At 51.4% G+C, this 16,789-nt stretch carries 11 protein-coding genes and 4 tRNA genes; 14 read left to right on the forward strand and 1 reads right to left on the reverse strand.

The genetic code is table 11. From position 1 onward, the window contains the following. Window positions 1–127 precede the first annotated feature (127 nt). From EPYR_RS01305 to rpoC, 13 genes are all read left to right on the forward strand, one after another. Window positions 128–203 (forward strand) — tRNA-Thr (locus tag EPYR_RS01305). Between the two features lie 12 nt (window positions 204–215). Further along, a tRNA-Tyr gene (locus tag EPYR_RS01310) sits at window positions 216–300 on the forward strand. 216 nt (window positions 301–516) lie between these two features. Next, a tRNA-Gly gene (locus tag EPYR_RS01315) sits at window positions 517–591 on the forward strand. Window positions 592–597: 6 nt separating this feature from the next. Further along, a tRNA-Thr gene (locus tag EPYR_RS01320) sits at window positions 598–673 on the forward strand. A gap of 111 nt (window positions 674–784) precedes the next feature. Next, window positions 785–1,969: an elongation factor Tu gene (gene tuf / locus EPYR_RS01325; RefSeq protein WP_014538448.1), complete on the forward strand. Its 1,185-nt coding sequence runs from the start codon at window positions 785–787 to the stop codon at window positions 1,967–1,969. A 269-nt stretch (window positions 1,970–2,238) separates the two neighbouring features. After that, window positions 2,239–2,622: a preprotein translocase subunit SecE gene (gene secE, locus EPYR_RS01330; RefSeq protein WP_014538449.1), complete on the forward strand. Its 384-nt coding sequence runs from the start codon at window positions 2,239–2,241 to the stop codon at window positions 2,620–2,622. Window position 2,623: 1 nt separating this feature from the next. Then, entirely contained in the window at window positions 2,624–3,169 is a 546-nt protein-coding gene (nusG, locus tag EPYR_RS01335) for a transcription termination/antitermination protein NusG (protein WP_012439920.1), read from the forward strand. 183 nt (window positions 3,170–3,352) lie between these two features. Continuing rightward, the gene (gene rplK, locus EPYR_RS01340; RefSeq protein WP_012666624.1) at window positions 3,353–3,781 is read left to right on the forward strand and encodes a 50S ribosomal protein L11; all 429 of its coding nucleotides are present in this window, start codon (window positions 3,353–3,355) and stop codon (window positions 3,779–3,781) included. Window positions 3,782–3,784: 3 nt separating this feature from the next. Further along, window positions 3,785–4,489 (forward strand): 50S ribosomal protein L1, encoded by a 705-nt coding sequence (gene rplA, locus EPYR_RS01345; RefSeq protein WP_012666625.1) that lies wholly within the window; start codon window positions 3,785–3,787, stop codon window positions 4,487–4,489. 359 nt (window positions 4,490–4,848) lie between these two features. After that, window positions 4,849–5,352, forward strand: coding sequence for a 50S ribosomal protein L10 (rplJ, locus tag EPYR_RS01350; RefSeq protein ID WP_012439923.1), 504 nt, complete (start codon window positions 4,849–4,851; stop codon window positions 5,350–5,352). A gap of 67 nt (window positions 5,353–5,419) precedes the next feature. After that, window positions 5,420–5,785, forward strand: coding sequence for a 50S ribosomal protein L7/L12 (gene rplL, locus EPYR_RS01355; protein WP_004154989.1), 366 nt, complete (start codon window positions 5,420–5,422; stop codon window positions 5,783–5,785). A 334-nt stretch (window positions 5,786–6,119) separates the two neighbouring features. Then, a complete protein-coding gene (gene rpoB, locus EPYR_RS01360; RefSeq protein WP_012666626.1) occupies window positions 6,120–10,148 on the forward strand; it encodes a DNA-directed RNA polymerase subunit beta in 4,029 nt (1,342 codons plus the stop codon). A gap of 85 nt (window positions 10,149–10,233) precedes the next feature. Continuing rightward, on the forward strand, window positions 10,234–14,457 hold the full coding sequence (rpoC, locus tag EPYR_RS01365) for a DNA-directed RNA polymerase subunit beta' (protein WP_012666627.1): 4,224 nt from the start codon (window positions 10,234–10,236) through the stop codon (window positions 14,455–14,457). 202 nt (window positions 14,458–14,659) lie between these two features. On the opposite strand, the gene EPYR_RS01370 is transcribed toward rpoC, so the two are convergent. Continuing rightward, window positions 14,660–15,259, reverse strand: a complete 600-nt coding sequence (locus EPYR_RS01370) for a pentapeptide repeat-containing protein (protein ID WP_012666628.1) — start codon at window positions 15,257–15,259, stop codon at window positions 14,660–14,662. A 933-nt stretch (window positions 15,260–16,192) separates the two neighbouring features. Here EPYR_RS01370 and EPYR_RS01375 point away from each other — a divergent pair. Beyond that, the gene (locus tag EPYR_RS01375; protein ID WP_012666629.1) at window positions 16,193–16,747 is read left to right on the forward strand and encodes a fimbrial protein; all 555 of its coding nucleotides are present in this window, start codon (window positions 16,193–16,195) and stop codon (window positions 16,745–16,747) included. Window positions 16,748–16,789 lie beyond the last annotated feature (42 nt).

Below are 16,789 nucleotides of genomic sequence, written 5' to 3' on the forward strand. Positions count from 1 at the left end.
TGAACGAATTCACAGTGAAAAGGGGCTGTTTTCACCATGTTTGCATAAATAGTGTACGTAAGAACAAATATCGCAAATTTTTTGTTGCATCCCGGCTCAGGTCTTTCTAGAATGCGCACCACTTGATGCCGGCTTAGCTCAGTTGGTAGAGCAACTGACTTGTAATCAGTAGGTCACCAGTTCGATTCCGGTAGCCGGCACCATCAAGTACCCCAGGTGGGATTCCCGAGCGGCCAAAGGGAGCAGACTGTAAATCTGCCGTCATCGACTTCGAAGGTTCGAATCCTTCTCCCACCACCATTTTCGACTCAGCATTTTGGAGTTGAAACCAGAAGAGCGAGTAATCAATCAACTGGAAAAGATGGCAACCTCCTGAAGGTATGCTTATCAAGATTTAGACTGAGCTCAAGCACAGTCAAGGTCATCAGGCAAAAAGCATGGTGGCTTGAGCAGCAGGGAAACATATTCCTTGTTGTTCACAAGCTACAGACAGAACAGGTAGCCGAGTTCCAGGATGCGGGCATCGTATAATGGCTATTACCTCAGCCTTCCAAGCTGATGATGCGGGTTCGATTCCCGCTGCCCGCTCCAAGCCGTGCTGATATGGCTCAGTTGGTAGAGCGCACCCTTGGTAAGGGTGAGGTCCCCAGTTCGACTCTGGGTATCAGCACCACTTCAAAATCTCCCCCCTGCTTCTTCTCTGTTAAAACAATTCAACTATTCAGGCGATGCCTGGTTGATGTGGTGATATCACCGATTAATCCGTGTCTTAGAGGGACAAGCGATGTCTAAAGAAAAATTTGAACGTTCCAAACCGCACGTCAACGTTGGTACTATCGGCCACGTTGACCACGGTAAAACTACCCTGACTGCTGCTATCACCACCGTTCTGGCTAAAACCTACGGCGGCGCTGCTCGTGCATTCGACCAGATNGATAACGCACCAGAAGAAAAAGCGCGTGGTATCACCATCAACACCTCTCACGTTGAATATGACACCCAGTCTCGCCACTACGCGCACGTNGACTGCCCGGGCCACGCCGACTATGTGAAAAACATGATCACCGGTGCNGCGCAGATGGACGGCGCGATTCTGGTTGTTGCTGCGACTGACGGCCCAATGCCTCAGACCCGNGAGCACATCCTGCTGGGTCGCCAGGTTGGCGTTCCATTCATCATCGTGTTCCTGAACAAGTGTGACATGGTNGATGATGAAGAGCTGCTGGAGCTGGTTGAGATGGAAGTACGTGACCTGCTGACGCAGTACGACTTCCCTGGCGACGACACGCCAATCGTGCGCGGTTCTGCACTGAAAGCGCTGCAGGGTGAAGCAGAGTGGGAAGCTAAGATCATCGAACTGGCTGGTCACCTGGACAACTACATCCCGGAACCCGAGCGCGCAATTGACAAGCCNTTCCTGCTGCCAATCGAAGACGTATTCTCCATCTCTGGCCGTGGTACCGTTGTTACCGGTCGTGTAGAGCGCGGNATCGTTAAAGTCGGTGAAGAAGTTGAGATCGTTGGTATCAAAGATACCGTNAAATCAACCTGTACCGGNGTTGAAATGTTCCGTAAGCTGCTGGACGAAGGCCGTGCGGGTGAGAACTGTGGTATCCTGCTGCGCGGTATCAAGCGCGAAGATATCCAGCGTGGTCAGGTTCTGGCTAAGCCAGGCACCATCAAGCCCCACACCAAGTTCGAGTCAGAAGTTTATATTCTGTCTAAAGANGAAGGCGGCCGTCATACTCCGTTCTTCAAAGGCTACCGTCCACAGTTCTACTTCCGTACCACTGACGTGACCGGTACTATCGAACTGCCAGAAGGCGTTGAGATGGTGATGCCAGGNGACAACATCCAGATGGTTGTTACTTTGATCCACCCAATCGCGATGGACGACGGTCTGCGTTTTGCCATCCGTGAAGGTGGTCGTACCGTTGGTGCNGGTGTTGTTGCTAAAGTTATCGCTTAATCGCTGATAATATTTGACGCAATGCACACCAAAAGGGCATCATTTGATGCCCTTTTTGCACGCTGTAACATAGAACCTGACTCATCAGTGATTTTTGCGACCATAATCATTGCTGAGGCAGGCTCTGTAGCACGGCGTAAAGCCAATAGTTTTCAAGCTACGGCTTGAAATTAAAGGATATGCCGAGTTAAGCCTAACAGCATCATTCGGTTCGGTTGCCTCGTTTTACGAGGCAAAAGTGTTTCTGATTTATTGTGGCAGGTTGGTTTATGAGTGCTAATACACAAGCTCAAGGAAACGGGCGCGGCCTGGAAGTGTTGAAGTGGTTAGGTGTTGTGGTGCTTCTGGTGGCCGCTGTCGCCGGCAACTCCTGGTATCGCGATGTCACATTACCGCTGCGTGCACTGGCTGTCGTCGTCCTGATGGCAGCAGCAGCTGGCCTTGCCCTGTTGACCGTCAAGGGTAAAGCAACGTTGGCTTTCGCCCGCGAAGCACGCACTGAAGTGCGTAAAGTCGTCTGGCCTACTCGTCAGGAAACGTTGCACACCACGTTAATCGTTGCTGCGGTGACTGCCGTGATGTCACTGATTTTGTGGGGACTGGATGGTATTCTGGTTCGCCTCGTATCGTTTATCACTGGCCTGAGGTTCTGAGATGTCTGAAGCTCCAAAAAAGCGCTGGTACGTCGTTCAGGCGTTTTCCGGTTTTGAAGGCCGCGTAGCACAATCGCTGCGCGAGCATATCAAGTTACATAACATGGAAGAGCTGTTTGGCGACGTCATGGTTCCCACCGAAGAGGTGGTTGAGATCCGTGGTGGCCAGCGCCGCAAAAGCGAGCGTAAGTTCTTCCCCGGATACGTGCTGGTTCAGATGGTGATGAACGATGCCAGCTGGCACCTGGTGCGCAGCGTGCCACGCGTGATGGGCTTTATCGGTGGTACTTCCGATCGGCCGGCACCGATTAGCGACAAAGAAGTTGACGCTATCATGAACCGCCTGCAGCAGGTTGGTGATAAGCCGCGCCCTAAAACTCTGTTTGAGCCAGGAGAAATGGTGCGCGTTAACGACGGTCCGTTTGCTGACTTTAACGGCGTGGTGGAAGAAGTCGACTACGAGAAAAGCCGCCTGAAAGTGTCTGTTTCCATCTTTGGCCGTGCAACACCGGTTGAGTTGGACTTCGGTCAGGTGGAAAAGGGCTAATGGCTCTGACGGCTAAACGGTCAGTGGCATAAAAATAACCAACTGCCCGTCATCAGGTGGTTGCGAGAGGCGCGAAATTGCACTACAATTTCGCGCCTTTTGTTTTTATGCGCTGTGACAGCGTGTGAATATTAATCACGGGGAGCTCCTCCAGGAGCGTTATCACCCAATAGAGGAATTATCATGGCTAAGAAAGTACAAGCCTACGTTAAGTTGCAGGTTGCAGCTGGTATGGCAAACCCAAGTCCTCCGGTAGGTCCGGCTCTGGGTCAGCAAGGCGTTAACATCATGGAATTCTGTAAAGCGTTCAACGCCAAAACAGAATCCCTTGAGAAAGGTCTGCCGACTCCTGTCGTCATCACCGTTTACTCTGACCGTTCTTTCACCTTCGTTACCAAGACCCCTCCTGCAGCAGTACTGCTGAAGAAAGCGGCTGGTATCAAGTCTGGTTCTGGCAAGCCGAACAAAGACAAAGTAGGTAAAATATCGCGTGCTCAGGTACGTGAAATCGCAGAAACCAAAGCTGCGGACATGACTGGTGCTGACATTGAAGCGATGACTCGCTCAATTGAAGGTACTGCTCGTTCCATGGGCCTGGTAGTAGAGGACTAAGAAATGGCTAAGCTGACCAAGCGCATGCGCGTGATCCGTGACAAAGTTGATGCAACTAAACAGTATGACATCAACGAAGCTGTTGCTCTGCTGAAGGAACTGGCTACTGCCAAGTTCGTTGAAAGCGTTGACGTAGCGGTAAACCTCGGAATTGATGCCCGTAAATCTGACCAGAACGTACGCGGTGCAACCGTACTGCCACACGGTACTGGCCGTTCTGTTCGCGTTGCCGTATTTGCCCAGGGCGCAAACGCTGAAGCTGCTAAAGCAGCCGGCGCTGAACTGGTAGGTATGGAAGATCTGGCAGACCAGATCAAAAAAGGCGAAATGAACTTCGACGTTGTGATTGCATCTCCAGATGCAATGCGCGTTGTTGGCCAGCTGGGCCAGGTTCTTGGCCCACGCGGTCTGATGCCAAACCCGAAAGTCGGTACCGTAACACCTAACGTTGCTGAAGCAGTGAAAAATGCTAAAGCCGGTCAGGTTCGTTACCGTAACGACAAAAACGGCATCATCCATACCACTATCGGTAAGGTTGATTTCGACACAGATAAACTGAAAGAGAACCTGGAATCCCTGCTGGTTGCGCTGAAAAAAGCGAAACCATCACAGGCGAAAGGCGTTTTCATCAAGAAAGTGAGCATCTCCACCACTATGGGTGCAGGTGTTGCAGTCGATCAGGCTGGCCTGAACGCTTCTGCTGCCTAATCTGTGCTTTACTCGGGCGTATTTTTCACCTAGAATCTTACGCCCGTTGTTCTGTAAATATACAGAACCTCTAATCGGGTCATTCACGTTGTAATAAAGCAGCTATTAAGTGACCACGCATTAGCACAAATTTTAGGTTGGAGCCTGGCCTTATCCAGGCCTCCGTCCAAGACCGCAGGTGTTTCATTAACTTGAAGCTTAATCTCCTGCGTAGACGGTGACAGAACCAAAAGAATATTTTAATAGTCTTTGCTGGATTCTGCTCACCGTGTTTTAGCGCCTGTCTCTGGCAACAGGGTTCAGGTGAAGTGAGTTCCGGGGAAATCCATCCCCGGCCAAAAATCCAGGAGCACAAGCTAATGGCCTTAAATCTTCAAGACAAACAAGCGATTGTTGCTGAAGTCAGCGAAGTAGCCAAAGGCGCGCTGTCTGCGGTAGTTGCGGATTCTCGTGGCGTTACCGTAGATAAAATGACCGAACTGCGTAAAGCAGGTCGTGAAGCTGGCGTATACATGCGTGTTGTTCGTAACACCCTGCTGCGCCGCGTCGTTGAAGGTACTCAGTTTGAGTGCCTGAAAGACACGTTAACCGGTCCAACCTTGATTGCATACTCTATGGAACACCCGGGCGCTGCTGCTCGTCTGTTCAAAGAGTTCGCGAAAGCGAATGCAAAATTCGAGGTTAAAGCTGCAGCCTTTGAAGGCGAGCTGATCAGTGCGGCTCAGATCGACCGCCTGGCAACTCTGCCTACTTACGATGAAGCAATCGCACGCCTGATGGCAACCATGAAAGAAGCCGCTGCCGGCAAACTGGTTCGCACTCTGGCTGCTGTACGCGATCAGAAAGAAGCTACTGCTGCTTAATCAGCAGGCCTTTCTTTTCCGTTCACTTGCTTACGTACAAATTACTTTCTGAATTTAGGAACACGAAATGTCAATCACTAAAGACCAAATCATTGAAGGCGTTGCAGCTCTGTCTGTAATGGAAATCGTTGAACTGATCTCCGCTATGGAAGAGAAATTCGGCGTGTCAGCGGCTGCTGCTGTTGCAGGTCCTGCTGCTGCTGCTGAAGCTGTAGAAGAGAAAACCGAGTTCGACGTGGTACTGAAAGCTATCGGCGCTAACAAAGTTGCCGTGATCAAAGCAGTACGTGGCGCAACCGGTCTGGGCCTGAAAGAAGCTAAAGATCTGGTTGAGTCTGCACCTGCTGCCTTGAAAGAAGGCATCAGCAAAGACGACGCAGAAGCACTGAAGAAAGTACTGGAAGAAGCTGGCGCAGAAGTTGAAGTTAAATAAGCCAACCTTTCAGGTTGCAGCCTGGTTGTAGTATTTACCAGGCTGATGGCTGGTGACTTTTTGGTCACCAGCCTTTTTGCGCTCTACAGCATCAATGATCTTTCACACTGTTTAGTCATTGATTAGCTTAATATCTTTCTCTATCGACGACTTAATATACTGCCCTCCTGCATGGGTTCCCTGCCCAGACAACGGCAATGAAATGATTTAAGCGTGATAGAAAGAGGTATTACGAAAGGCGTCTTGCCCTTCGCACTAGACAAAACAGCGTTGCATGAACTGTCCCCGCTGGACGGACAGAAAGGTTCTACTTTTCAGCGAGCTGAGGAACCCCATGGTTTACTCCTATACCGAGAAAAAACGTATTCGTAAGGATTTTGGAAAACGTCCACAAGTTCTGGACATTCCTTATCTCCTTTCTATCCAGCTTGACTCGTTCCAGAAGTTCATCGAGCAAGATCCGGAAGGTCAACATGGACTGGAAGCGGCATTCCGTTCCGTATTCCCGATCCAAAGCTATAGCGGTAATTCTGAGCTGCAGTACGTCAGCTACCGTTTAGGCGAACCTGTATTTGATGTTAAAGAGTGTCAGATTCGTGGCGTCACGTTCTCTGCCCCTCTGCGCGTTAAGCTGCGCCTGGTGATCTACGAGCGCGAAGCGCCGGAAGGCACCGTTAAAGACATCAAAGAACAAGAAGTATACATGGGTGAAATTCCACTCATGACCGATAACGGTACCTTTGTCATCAATGGTACAGAACGCGTTATCGTTTCTCAGCTGCATCGTAGTCCTGGTGTGTTCTTCGACAGCGATAAGGGTAAAACCCACTCATCGGGTAAAGTGCTTTATAACGCACGTATCATCCCTTACCGTGGTTCATGGTTGGACTTCGAGTTCGACCCGAAAGACAACCTGTTCGTCCGTATTGACCGTCGCCGCAAACTGCCTGCGACCATCATTCTGCGCGCGCTGAATTACACCACTGAGCAAATCCTCGATCTGTTCTTCGAAAAAGTGGTTTACCAAATTCGCGACAACAAGCTGCAGATGGAACTGGTTCCGGAGCGCCTGCGTGGTGAAACTGCGTCATTTGACATTGAGTCGAACGGCACCGTTTACGTCGAAAAAGGTCGTCGTATTACCGCGCGTCATATTCGCCAGCTGGAAAAAGATGCTGTTGCTCATATCGAAGTTCCGGTTGAGTACATCGCAGGTAAAGTTGTTGCTAAAGACTATATCGACGAGAGCACCGGTGAGCTGCTGATTGCAGCAAACATGGAGCTGTCGCTGGATCTGCTGGCCAAACTGAGCCAGTCAGGCCACAAGCGCATCGAAACGCTGTTCACCAATGACCTGGATCACGGCCCGTACATCTCTGAAACCGTACGCGTCGACCCAACCAGCGATCGCCTGAGCGCACTGGTCGAGATCTACCGCATGATGCGTCCTGGTGAACCACCAACGCGTGAAGCGGCTGAAAACCTGTTTGAGAACCTGTTCTTCTCTGAAGACCGCTACGATCTGTCTGCGGTGGGTCGTATGAAGTTCAACCGTTCTCTGCTGCGTGACGAGATCGAAGGTTCCGGCATCCTGAGCAAAGACGACATCATTCAGGTGATGAAGAAGCTCATCGGTATCCGTAACGGTATTGGCGAAGTGGATGATATCGATCACCTCGGCAACCGTCGTATCCGTTCCGTTGGCGAAATGGCCGAGAACCAGTTCCGTGTTGGCTTAGTGCGCGTAGAGCGTGCGGTGAAAGAGCGTCTGTCTTTGGGCGATCTGGATACCCTGATGCCTCAGGACATGATCAACGCCAAGCCAATTTCTGCGGCAGTGAAAGAGTTCTTCGGTTCCAGCCAGCTGTCACAGTTTATGGACCAGAACAACCCGTTGTCTGAGATTACGCACAAACGTCGTATCTCTGCACTCGGCCCGGGCGGTCTGACGCGTGAGCGTGCAGGCTTCGAAGTGCGAGACGTACACCCGACTCACTACGGTCGCGTATGTCCAATCGAAACGCCAGAAGGTCCAAACATCGGTCTGATCAACTCCTTGTCTGTGTATGCACAGACCAACGAGTACGGTTTCCTGGAAACCCCATACCGCCGCGTGCGCGATGGCGTGGTGACCGACGAAATTCATTACCTCTCTGCCATTGAAGAGGGTAACTACGTTATCGCTCAGGCAAACACCAACCTCGACGACGAAGGCCACTTCGTAGACGACCTGGTGACCTGCCGTAGCAAAGGCGAATCGAGCCTGTTCAGCCGCGATCAGGTTGACTACATGGACGTTTCCACCCAGCAGGTGGTTTCCGTCGGTGCGTCACTGATCCCGTTCCTGGAACACGATGACGCCAACCGCGCATTGATGGGTGCAAACATGCAACGTCAGGCGGTACCTACTCTGCGTGCTGATAAGCCGCTGGTAGGAACCGGTATGGAACGCGCGGTAGCGGTCGACTCCGGCGTCACTGCCGTAGCGAAACGTGGTGGTACCGTTCAGTACGTTGATGCATCGCGTATCGTTATTAAAGTTAACGAAGACGAAATGTACCCGGGCGAAGCCGGTATCGACATTTACAATCTGACCAAATACACCCGTTCTAACCAGAACACCTGCATCAACCAGATGCCGTGTGTCAACCTGGGTGAACCGATTGAACGCGGTGACGTGCTGGCTGATGGTCCTTCAACCGACCTTGGCGAACTGGCACTGGGTCAGAATATGCGCGTGGCGTTCATGCCGTGGAACGGCTACAACTTCGAAGACTCCATCTTAGTCTCCGAGCGCGTGGTACAGGAAGATCGCTTTACCACTATCCACATTCAGGAACTGGCCTGCGTGTCGCGTGACACCAAGCTGGGGCCGGAAGAGATCACCGCTGATATCCCGAACGTGGGTGAAGCCGCGCTCTCCAAACTGGATGAGTCCGGTATCGTCTATATCGGTGCTGAAGTAACCGGTGGTGACATTCTGGTCGGTAAGGTAACGCCGAAAGGTGAAACCCAGCTGACGCCAGAAGAGAAACTGCTGCGCGCTATTTTCGGTGAGAAAGCGTCTGACGTTAAGGACTCTTCTCTGCGTGTACCGAACGGCGTTTCAGGTACCGTTATCGACGTTCAGGTCTTCACCCGTGACGGTGTGGAAAAAGACAAACGCGCGCTGGAAATCGAAGAGATGCAGCTGAAGCAGGCGAAGAAAGACCTGTCTGAAGAATTGCAGATCCTCGAAGCTGGCCTGTTCAGCCGTATCAACTACCTGCTGGTTTCAGGCGGTATTGAAGCGGAAAAACTGGACAAGCTGCCACGCGAGCGCTGGCTGGAACTGGGCCTGACCGATGAAGATAAGCAAAACCAGCTGGAACAGCTGGCCGAGCAGTACGATGAGCTGAAGCACGAGTTTGAGAAAAAACTTGATGCCAAGCGCCGCAAAATCACTCAGGGCGATGACCTGGCACCAGGCGTGCTGAAAATCGTTAAAGTGTATCTGGCGGTTAAACGTCAGATTCAGCCTGGTGACAAAATGGCAGGTCGTCACGGGAACAAAGGTGTTATCTCCAAGATCAACCCGATCGAAGATATGCCTTACGATGAGAACGGTACGCCGGTCGATATCGTACTGAACCCGCTGGGCGTACCTTCACGTATGAACATCGGTCAGATCCTCGAAACCCACCTGGGTATGGCTGCTAAGGGCATCGGCGAGAAAATCAACGCCATGCTTAAGAAGCAGGAAGACGTGTCCAGGCTGCGCGAGTTTATTCAGCGTGCTTACGATCTGGGTACCGACGTGCGCCAGAAAGTTGACCTGAACACCTTCACTGACGACGAAGTGCTGCGTCTGGCAGAAAACCTGAAAAAAGGTATGCCAATCGCCACTCCGGTGTTTGATGGTGCGAAAGAGAGCGAAATCAAAGAGCTGTTACAGCTTGGCGGCCTGCCTTCTTCCGGTCAGATCACCCTGTTCGATGGTCGTACCGGTGAGCAGTTCGAACGCCAGGTTACCGTTGGCTACATGTACATGCTGAAACTGAACCACCTGGTTGATGACAAAATGCATGCACGTTCTACCGGTTCTTACAGCCTTGTTACTCAGCAGCCGTTGGGTGGTAAAGCGCAGTTCGGTGGTCAGCGCTTCGGTGAGATGGAAGTATGGGCACTGGAAGCATACGGTGCCGCGTATACCCTGCAGGAAATGTTGACCGTGAAGTCTGATGACGTCAATGGCCGTACGAAGATGTATAAAAACATCGTCGACGGTAACCATCAGATGGAACCGGGCATGCCGGAATCCTTCAACGTACTGTTGAAAGAGATCCGCTCGCTGGGTATCAACATCGAGCTGGAAGACGAGTAATTACTCGCATCTGCTGTACTGGTTACAGGATGCCCGGGTCACTCCGGGCGTCTCTGAGAAGTCTCACTCCGACGGGAGCTAATCCGTGAAAGACTTACTTAAGTTTCTGAAAGCGCAAACTAAGACTGAAGAGTTTGATGCGATCAAGATCGCTCTGGCATCACCAGATATGATCCGTTCATGGTCTTTTGGTGAAGTTAAAAAGCCGGAAACCATTAACTACCGTACGTTCAAGCCTGAACGTGACGGCCTTTTCTGTGCGCGTATTTTCGGGCCGGTAAAAGACTACGAGTGCCTGTGCGGTAAGTACAAGCGCCTGAAGCATCGCGGTGTGATCTGTGAGAAGTGTGGCGTTGAAGTCACGCAGACCAAAGTTCGCCGTGAGCGCATGGGTCACATTGAGCTGGCCTCGCCAACTGCGCACATCTGGTTCCTGAAATCGCTGCCTTCGCGCATCGGTTTGCTGCTGGATATGCCGCTGCGTGACATCGAACGCGTGCTGTACTTCGAGTCTTACGTAGTGATTGAAGGCGGTATGACCAACCTTGAAAAGCGCCAGATCCTGACTGAAGAGCAGTATCTCGACGCGCTGGAAGAGTTTGGTGATGAATTCGACGCGAAAATGGGTGCGGAAGCGATCCAGGCCCTGTTGAAAAACATGGACCTGGAGCAGGAGTGCGAGCAGCTGCGTGAAGAGCTGAACGAAACTAACTCCGAAACCAAGCGTAAAAAGCTGACCAAGCGTATCAAGCTGCTGGAAGCGTTCGTTCAATCTGGTAACAAGCCAGAGTGGATGATCCTGACCGTGCTGCCGGTACTGCCACCGGATCTGCGTCCGCTGGTGCCGCTGGACGGCGGTCGTTTCGCAACATCGGATCTGAACGATCTGTATCGCCGCGTTATTAACCGTAACAACCGTCTGAAACGCCTGCTGGATCTGGCTGCGCCAGATATCATCGTACGTAACGAAAAACGTATGCTGCAGGAAGCGGTCGATGCGCTGCTGGATAACGGCCGTCGCGGTCGTGCGATCACCGGTTCTAACAAGCGTCCGCTGAAATCTTTGGCCGATATGATCAAAGGTAAGCAGGGTCGTTTCCGTCAGAACCTGCTGGGTAAACGTGTCGACTATTCCGGTCGTTCGGTTATCACCGTAGGTCCATACCTGCGTCTGCACCAGTGTGGTCTGCCGAAGAAAATGGCGCTGGAGCTGTTCAAACCGTTTATCTACGGCAAGCTGGAGCTGCGTGGTCTTGCTACCACCATTAAAGCCGCCAAGAAAATGGTTGAGCGCGAAGAATCCGTCGTCTGGGATATCCTGGATGAAGTGATCCGCGAACACCCGGTACTGCTGAACCGTGCACCAACCCTGCACCGTTTGGGTATCCAGGCGTTTGAACCGGTACTGATCGAAGGTAAAGCTATCCAGCTGCACCCACTGGTTTGTGCGGCCTATAACGCCGACTTCGATGGTGACCAGATGGCTGTTCACGTACCGCTGACGCTGGAAGCCCAGCTGGAAGCGCGTGCGTTGATGATGTCTACCAACAACATCCTGTCTCCTGCGAACGGTGAGCCAATCATCGTTCCTTCTCAGGACGTGGTACTGGGTCTGTACTATATGACCCGCGACTGTGTTAACGCCAAAGGCGAAGGCATGGTGCTGACCGGGCCGAAAGAAGCTGAACGCGTTTACCGCGCCGGCCTCGCTTCGCTGCACGCTCGCGTTAAGGTGCGTATCACCGAACACGAGAAAAACGAGCAGGATGAGTGGGTTGCCAGGACCAGCATCGTCGACACCACTATCGGCCGCGCTATCCTGTGGATGATCGTGCCAAAAGGTCTGCCTTACTCTATCGTCAACCAGGCGCTGGGCAAGAAAGCTATCTCCAGGATGCTGAATACCTGTTACCGCATCCTGGGGCTGAAGCCGACCGTTATCTTTGCTGACCAGACCATGTACACCGGCTTTGCCTATGCGGCACGCTCGGGCGCGTCTGTTGGTATCGACGACATGGTTATCCCAGAGAAGAAAGTGGAAATCATCACCGAAGCGGAAGCGGAAGTGGCTGAGATCCAGCAGCAGTTCCAGTCTGGTCTGGTTACCGCTGGCGAGCGCTATAACAAAGTGATCGATATCTGGGCTGCGGCCAACGAACGCGTTGCTAAAGCGATGATGGAAAACCTCTCTACCGAAGTGGTCATCAACCGCGACGGCGTGGAAGAGCGTCAGGTTTCCTTCAACAGCATCTTTATGATGGCCGACTCCGGTGCGCGTGGTTCTGCGGCGCAGATCCGTCAGCTGGCAGGTATGCGTGGTCTGATGGCGAAGCCAGATGGCTCGATCATCGAAACGCCAATCACCGCGAACTTCCGTGAAGGTCTGAACGTACTCCAGTACTTCATCTCCACGCACGGTGCGCGTAAAGGTCTGGCGGATACCGCACTGAAAACGGCGAACTCCGGTTATCTGACTCGTCGTCTGGTTGACGTTGCGCAGGACCTGGTGGTGACTGAAGATGACTGTGGTACGCACGAAGGCATCATGATGACTCCGGTTATCGAAGGTGGCGACGTGAAAGAGCCGCTGCGCGAGCGCGTACTGGGTCGTGTGACCGCAGAAGACGTTCTCAAGCCGGGCACTGCTGATATCCTGCTGCCACGTAACACCCTGCTGCACGAACAGCAGTGTGACCTGTTGGAAGAGCACTCGGTTGACAGCCTGAAAGTCCGCTCCGTAGTAAGCTGCGAAACTGACTTCGGCGTGTGCGCACACTGCTACGGTCGTGACCTGGCGCGTGGCCACATCATCAACAAAGGTGAGGCTATCGGCGTTATCGCAGCACAGTCCATCGGTGAGCCGGGTACACAGCTGACGATGCGTACCTTCCACATCGGTGGCGCGGCATCGCGTGCGGCAGCTGAATCCAGCATTCAGGTGAAGAACAAAGGTACCCTGAAGCTGATCAACGCCAAGTCGGTAACCAACTCCGCTGGCAAGCTGGTGATCACCTCGCGTAACGTTGAACTGAAAATGATCGACGAATTTGGTCGTACCAAAGAGAGCTACAAAGTTCCTTATGGTTCTACCATGGCGAAAGGTGACGGCGAGCAGGTTGCAGCGGGCGAAACCGTCGCCAACTGGGATCCACACACCATGCCGGTTATCACCGAAGTGAGCGGTTTCATTCGCTTCACCGACATGATTGATGGCCAGACCATTACCCGCCAGACGGATGACCTGACCGGTCTGTCTTCTCTGGTGATTCTGGACAGTGCGGAACGTACTGCCGGCGGTAAGGATCTGCGTCCGGCGCTGAAAATCGTTGATGCTAACGGCAATGATGTGATGATCCCAGGCTCCGATATGCCTGCTCAGTACTTCCTACCGGGTAAAGCGATTGTCCAGCTGGAAGATGGCATCAAGATCAGTTCGGGTGATACCCTGGCGCGTGTTCCTCAGGAATCAGGCGGTACTAAGGATATTACCGGTGGTCTGCCACGCGTTGCTGACCTGTTCGAAGCCCGTCGTCCGAAAGAGCCGGCAATCCTGGCTGAGATCAGCGGCATCATTTCCTTCGGTAAAGAAACCAAAGGGAAGCGTCGCCTGGTGATCACGCCGATCGACGGAAGCGATCATTACGAAGAGATGATCCCGAAATGGCGTCAGCTGAACGTGTTCGAAGGTGAACGCGTAGAGCGCGGTGACGTGGTTTCCGATGGCCCGGAATCCCCACATGACATTCTGCGTCTGCGTGGCGTGCATGCGGTGACGCGTTATATCACTAACGAAGTGCAGGAAGTTTACCGCCTGCAGGGCGTTAAGATTAACGATAAGCACATCGAAGTTATCGTGCGTCAGATGTTGCGTAAAGCAACCATCGAAAGCGCGGGAAGCTCTGACTTCCTCGACGGTGAGCAGGTTGAATTCTCTCGCGTTAAGATCTCTAACCGCGATCTGGAATCCAACGGCAAAATCGCAGCGACCTTTGCACGCGATCTGCTGGGTATCACCAAGGCTTCTCTGGCAACCGAGTCGTTTATCTCTGCGGCCTCGTTCCAGGAAACCACGCGCGTACTGACCGAAGCAGCCGTTGCGGGCAAACGCGACGAACTGCGCGGCCTGAAAGAGAACGTTATCGTTGGCCGTCTGATCCCAGCCGGTACCGGCTACGCTTATCATCAGGATCGTATGCGTCGTAAAGCAGCGGGTGAAGCGCCAGTGGTGCCGCAGGTTACTGCGGACGAAGCTTCTGCCAGCCTGGCTGAGTTGCTGAATGCCGGTCTCGGTGGTCGCGACAACGATTAATCGCTAACTGCGTTAATGAGCCAGTTGGGCCTGAGTTCGGTACTTCACCGGACTCAGGCCTCTTCATTTCTGTTTTATTTATTGAACCGATATCCCTTCACTGATACCTCTTGTTGCATATCCGTTTTCTTGCCCCACGACTTGATCCCGCCCCGGCGCAAAAAGCACTACTGATGCCAGGTTGCGCCAACGCCATCACACATCAATCAACCAGCTCAATACCCAGACTTTCCAATAAGGTCACGGCTTCCTGACGAGAAAATTTAGCGCCTGCGACAGAGTTATTGAGCACGTCGATACGAAAATCCCATGAGTCGGTAAGATCCACTGCGCTCAGGTCAGTATGATTGAAAAGGCTGCCGTACAGGTCGCACTCCGTGATCTCAGCACCCGCCAGATCGCACTCTCTGAAATCAACTTCATGCAGTTTGCACTCATTCATTTTTACGCCGGGTAACTTCAGACCAAAAAAGGATGCATCAGTTAAAATACTTTTGTTGAAATGTAAGCCGGGATCGAGATTGAAGGTGGGCCAGTAAGCGCGCGTCCAGTCTACGCCACTTAGCTTGCACTCATGGAAACTGACCTGGTGAAAGCGCGATGCGGAGATCTCCATCAGGCTCAGATTACAGTAACGAAAGTCGCATTCGGTAAATTTGCAGTGCAAAAAATGAGCAGAAGTAAGGTTGCAATGGTCAAATACACACTCTTCGAAAACGCTGTTCTCAATACAGAAGGATGGCAGATCCAGCTTTTTGAAGGCTTTCGCTAAAAATTCCTTATCACTTATCAGTTGTGTCATCTTGAACCTTTATTCACACCTAAAGCATGGCTTGGAGTGAGCCATAAACCAACGATGAGTCAGTTTAATGTAATTTGCATGTTTTCACTAATCGCAGATAATATGTGTCAGTATTCTTCAATAGTATTTATCAATTCTCTCTCCATACGTTATTTCCGGCGTTTAGCAACTGCCGATTATTACCCTTCTCACCAGGAGTGGTGAGTCGCGCCATCCCTCCGTTCTATTTAAAATATTCCCATCTCTGCTGGTTCATGTTTTTTTCGATATATATATCTGCTTATTGTTTTTTTAATTTTCATGTTTTTATCTGTTTTTTAATTTTTACGTGATTCATTGATCAGTTTTTATATCTTTTTATTTAACAGGTGTTCATGTAGCATTCTTGTGAGTTTAGTAAATAATCTATTTACTGAAATATTACAGATATTCATTTTTTGAAAAATAAGTAAGGTTCAATTTTTCAGGTGTTTCACAGCGTGCGCGGGCAGCGATGTAGATGTGTTGAGATATAGAGTGATGAAGCCGGTCTGTGATATTTGCATTATATAATATGTTTTTTTCAGGGTGCTATCCAAGCCTGGCGTCTCAATCTGGCATCTGATGATGCTCCTCGAAAAAAGCGTAAAGAAAATAATGCTTGATATATTTTGTCATCCTTGAACAGAGTTACCGGTCAATTATAGCGTCCTAACGATTTTTTATTATTTCAGTAAAGGGGTGTCACGGTAGATTATGTTATGACTTAAGGGATTAACGAGTGTTATTGGGGCCAACAAAGGATGTCAGTTAACATCAAGAGTTGAATGAGGGCTATTTTGGAACAGGTCTTGGGCATCTGGCTGTATTAGCATAAGGTTCTCAAATTTTTTCCATATTACGTCAATCGCCGCTAATCACTGGAATGCAATATTAAGATGTTCTGGGTGGTATATGAAAAAAACAATCACATTTATTGTTCTGCTGATGGCAGGTGCGGGTGAAGCCTGCGCTATTGCACCCGGCACGATGGTACAACGCACGCTATTTAGTGCTGATGTTGTGTCTTCTGCCTGTCATGTGGTCGTCGAAGCCGTAGGTGGCAGAGGCAGCCACCTGTTATTTGATACCTACCGTAAATCCATTGCGGCTTCGGTGCCACCTCGGGATTTCATCGTGCGATTGTATGAAACCGGCGCTACCGTACAGGGCTGCTCCGCCTTTATGTCCGGTAAAATTGCCTTTTTGGATTTTGGTAACCCGGGGCAGCTTGACGCCGGAGGCGTGGTAACTCGCGGTGCCGGGGATGGGATTCGGGTGGAGGTTCGGGCTTTGGATGCCCAGGCTGATTTCCGGGAGCACCTGACGCAGGAAAAACACAGAGTTAATTACCCGGTGGATTTCGCTGCAAAGGGGCAATTTTCTTTCCGGGCGCAACCCGTTATTCCGCATGAAGTTAAGTCTGGAGAGTACAGCGGATCACTCTCCTTTGTGGTTATTTATCAATAAGGAATTCAAGGATGATGCCTGTCGTGAAGAAGGATATGCGAT

The organism is Erwinia pyrifoliae DSM 12163 (assembly GCF_000026985.1).
Taxonomy (GTDB): Bacteria; Pseudomonadota; Gammaproteobacteria; order Enterobacterales; family Enterobacteriaceae; genus Erwinia; species Erwinia pyrifoliae.

Excerpts from the sequence above, each read along its gene's own strand:
- rplL (WP_004154989.1), top strand. The coding sequence starts at position 5,420 with ATGTCAATCACTAAAGACCAAATCATTGAAGGCGTTGCAGCTCTGTCT.
- secE (WP_014538449.1), top strand. The coding sequence starts at position 2,239 with ATGAGTGCTAATACACAAGCTCAAGGAAACGGGCGCGGCCTGGAAGTG.
- EPYR_RS01375 (WP_012666629.1), top strand. The coding sequence starts at position 16,193 with ATGAAAAAAACAATCACATTTATTGTTCTGCTGATGGCAGGTGCGGGT.
- nusG (WP_012439920.1), top strand. The coding sequence starts at position 2,624 with ATGTCTGAAGCTCCAAAAAAGCGCTGGTACGTCGTTCAGGCGTTTTCC.
- rpoB (WP_012666626.1), top strand. The coding sequence starts at position 6,120 with ATGGTTTACTCCTATACCGAGAAAAAACGTATTCGTAAGGATTTTGGA.
- EPYR_RS01370 (WP_012666628.1), bottom strand. The coding sequence starts at position 15,259 with ATGACACAACTGATAAGTGATAAGGAATTTTTAGCGAAAGCCTTCAAA.
- rplA (WP_012666625.1), top strand. The coding sequence starts at position 3,785 with ATGGCTAAGCTGACCAAGCGCATGCGCGTGATCCGTGACAAAGTTGAT.
- rplJ (WP_012439923.1), top strand. The coding sequence starts at position 4,849 with ATGGCCTTAAATCTTCAAGACAAACAAGCGATTGTTGCTGAAGTCAGC.
- rplK (WP_012666624.1), top strand. The coding sequence starts at position 3,353 with ATGGCTAAGAAAGTACAAGCCTACGTTAAGTTGCAGGTTGCAGCTGGT.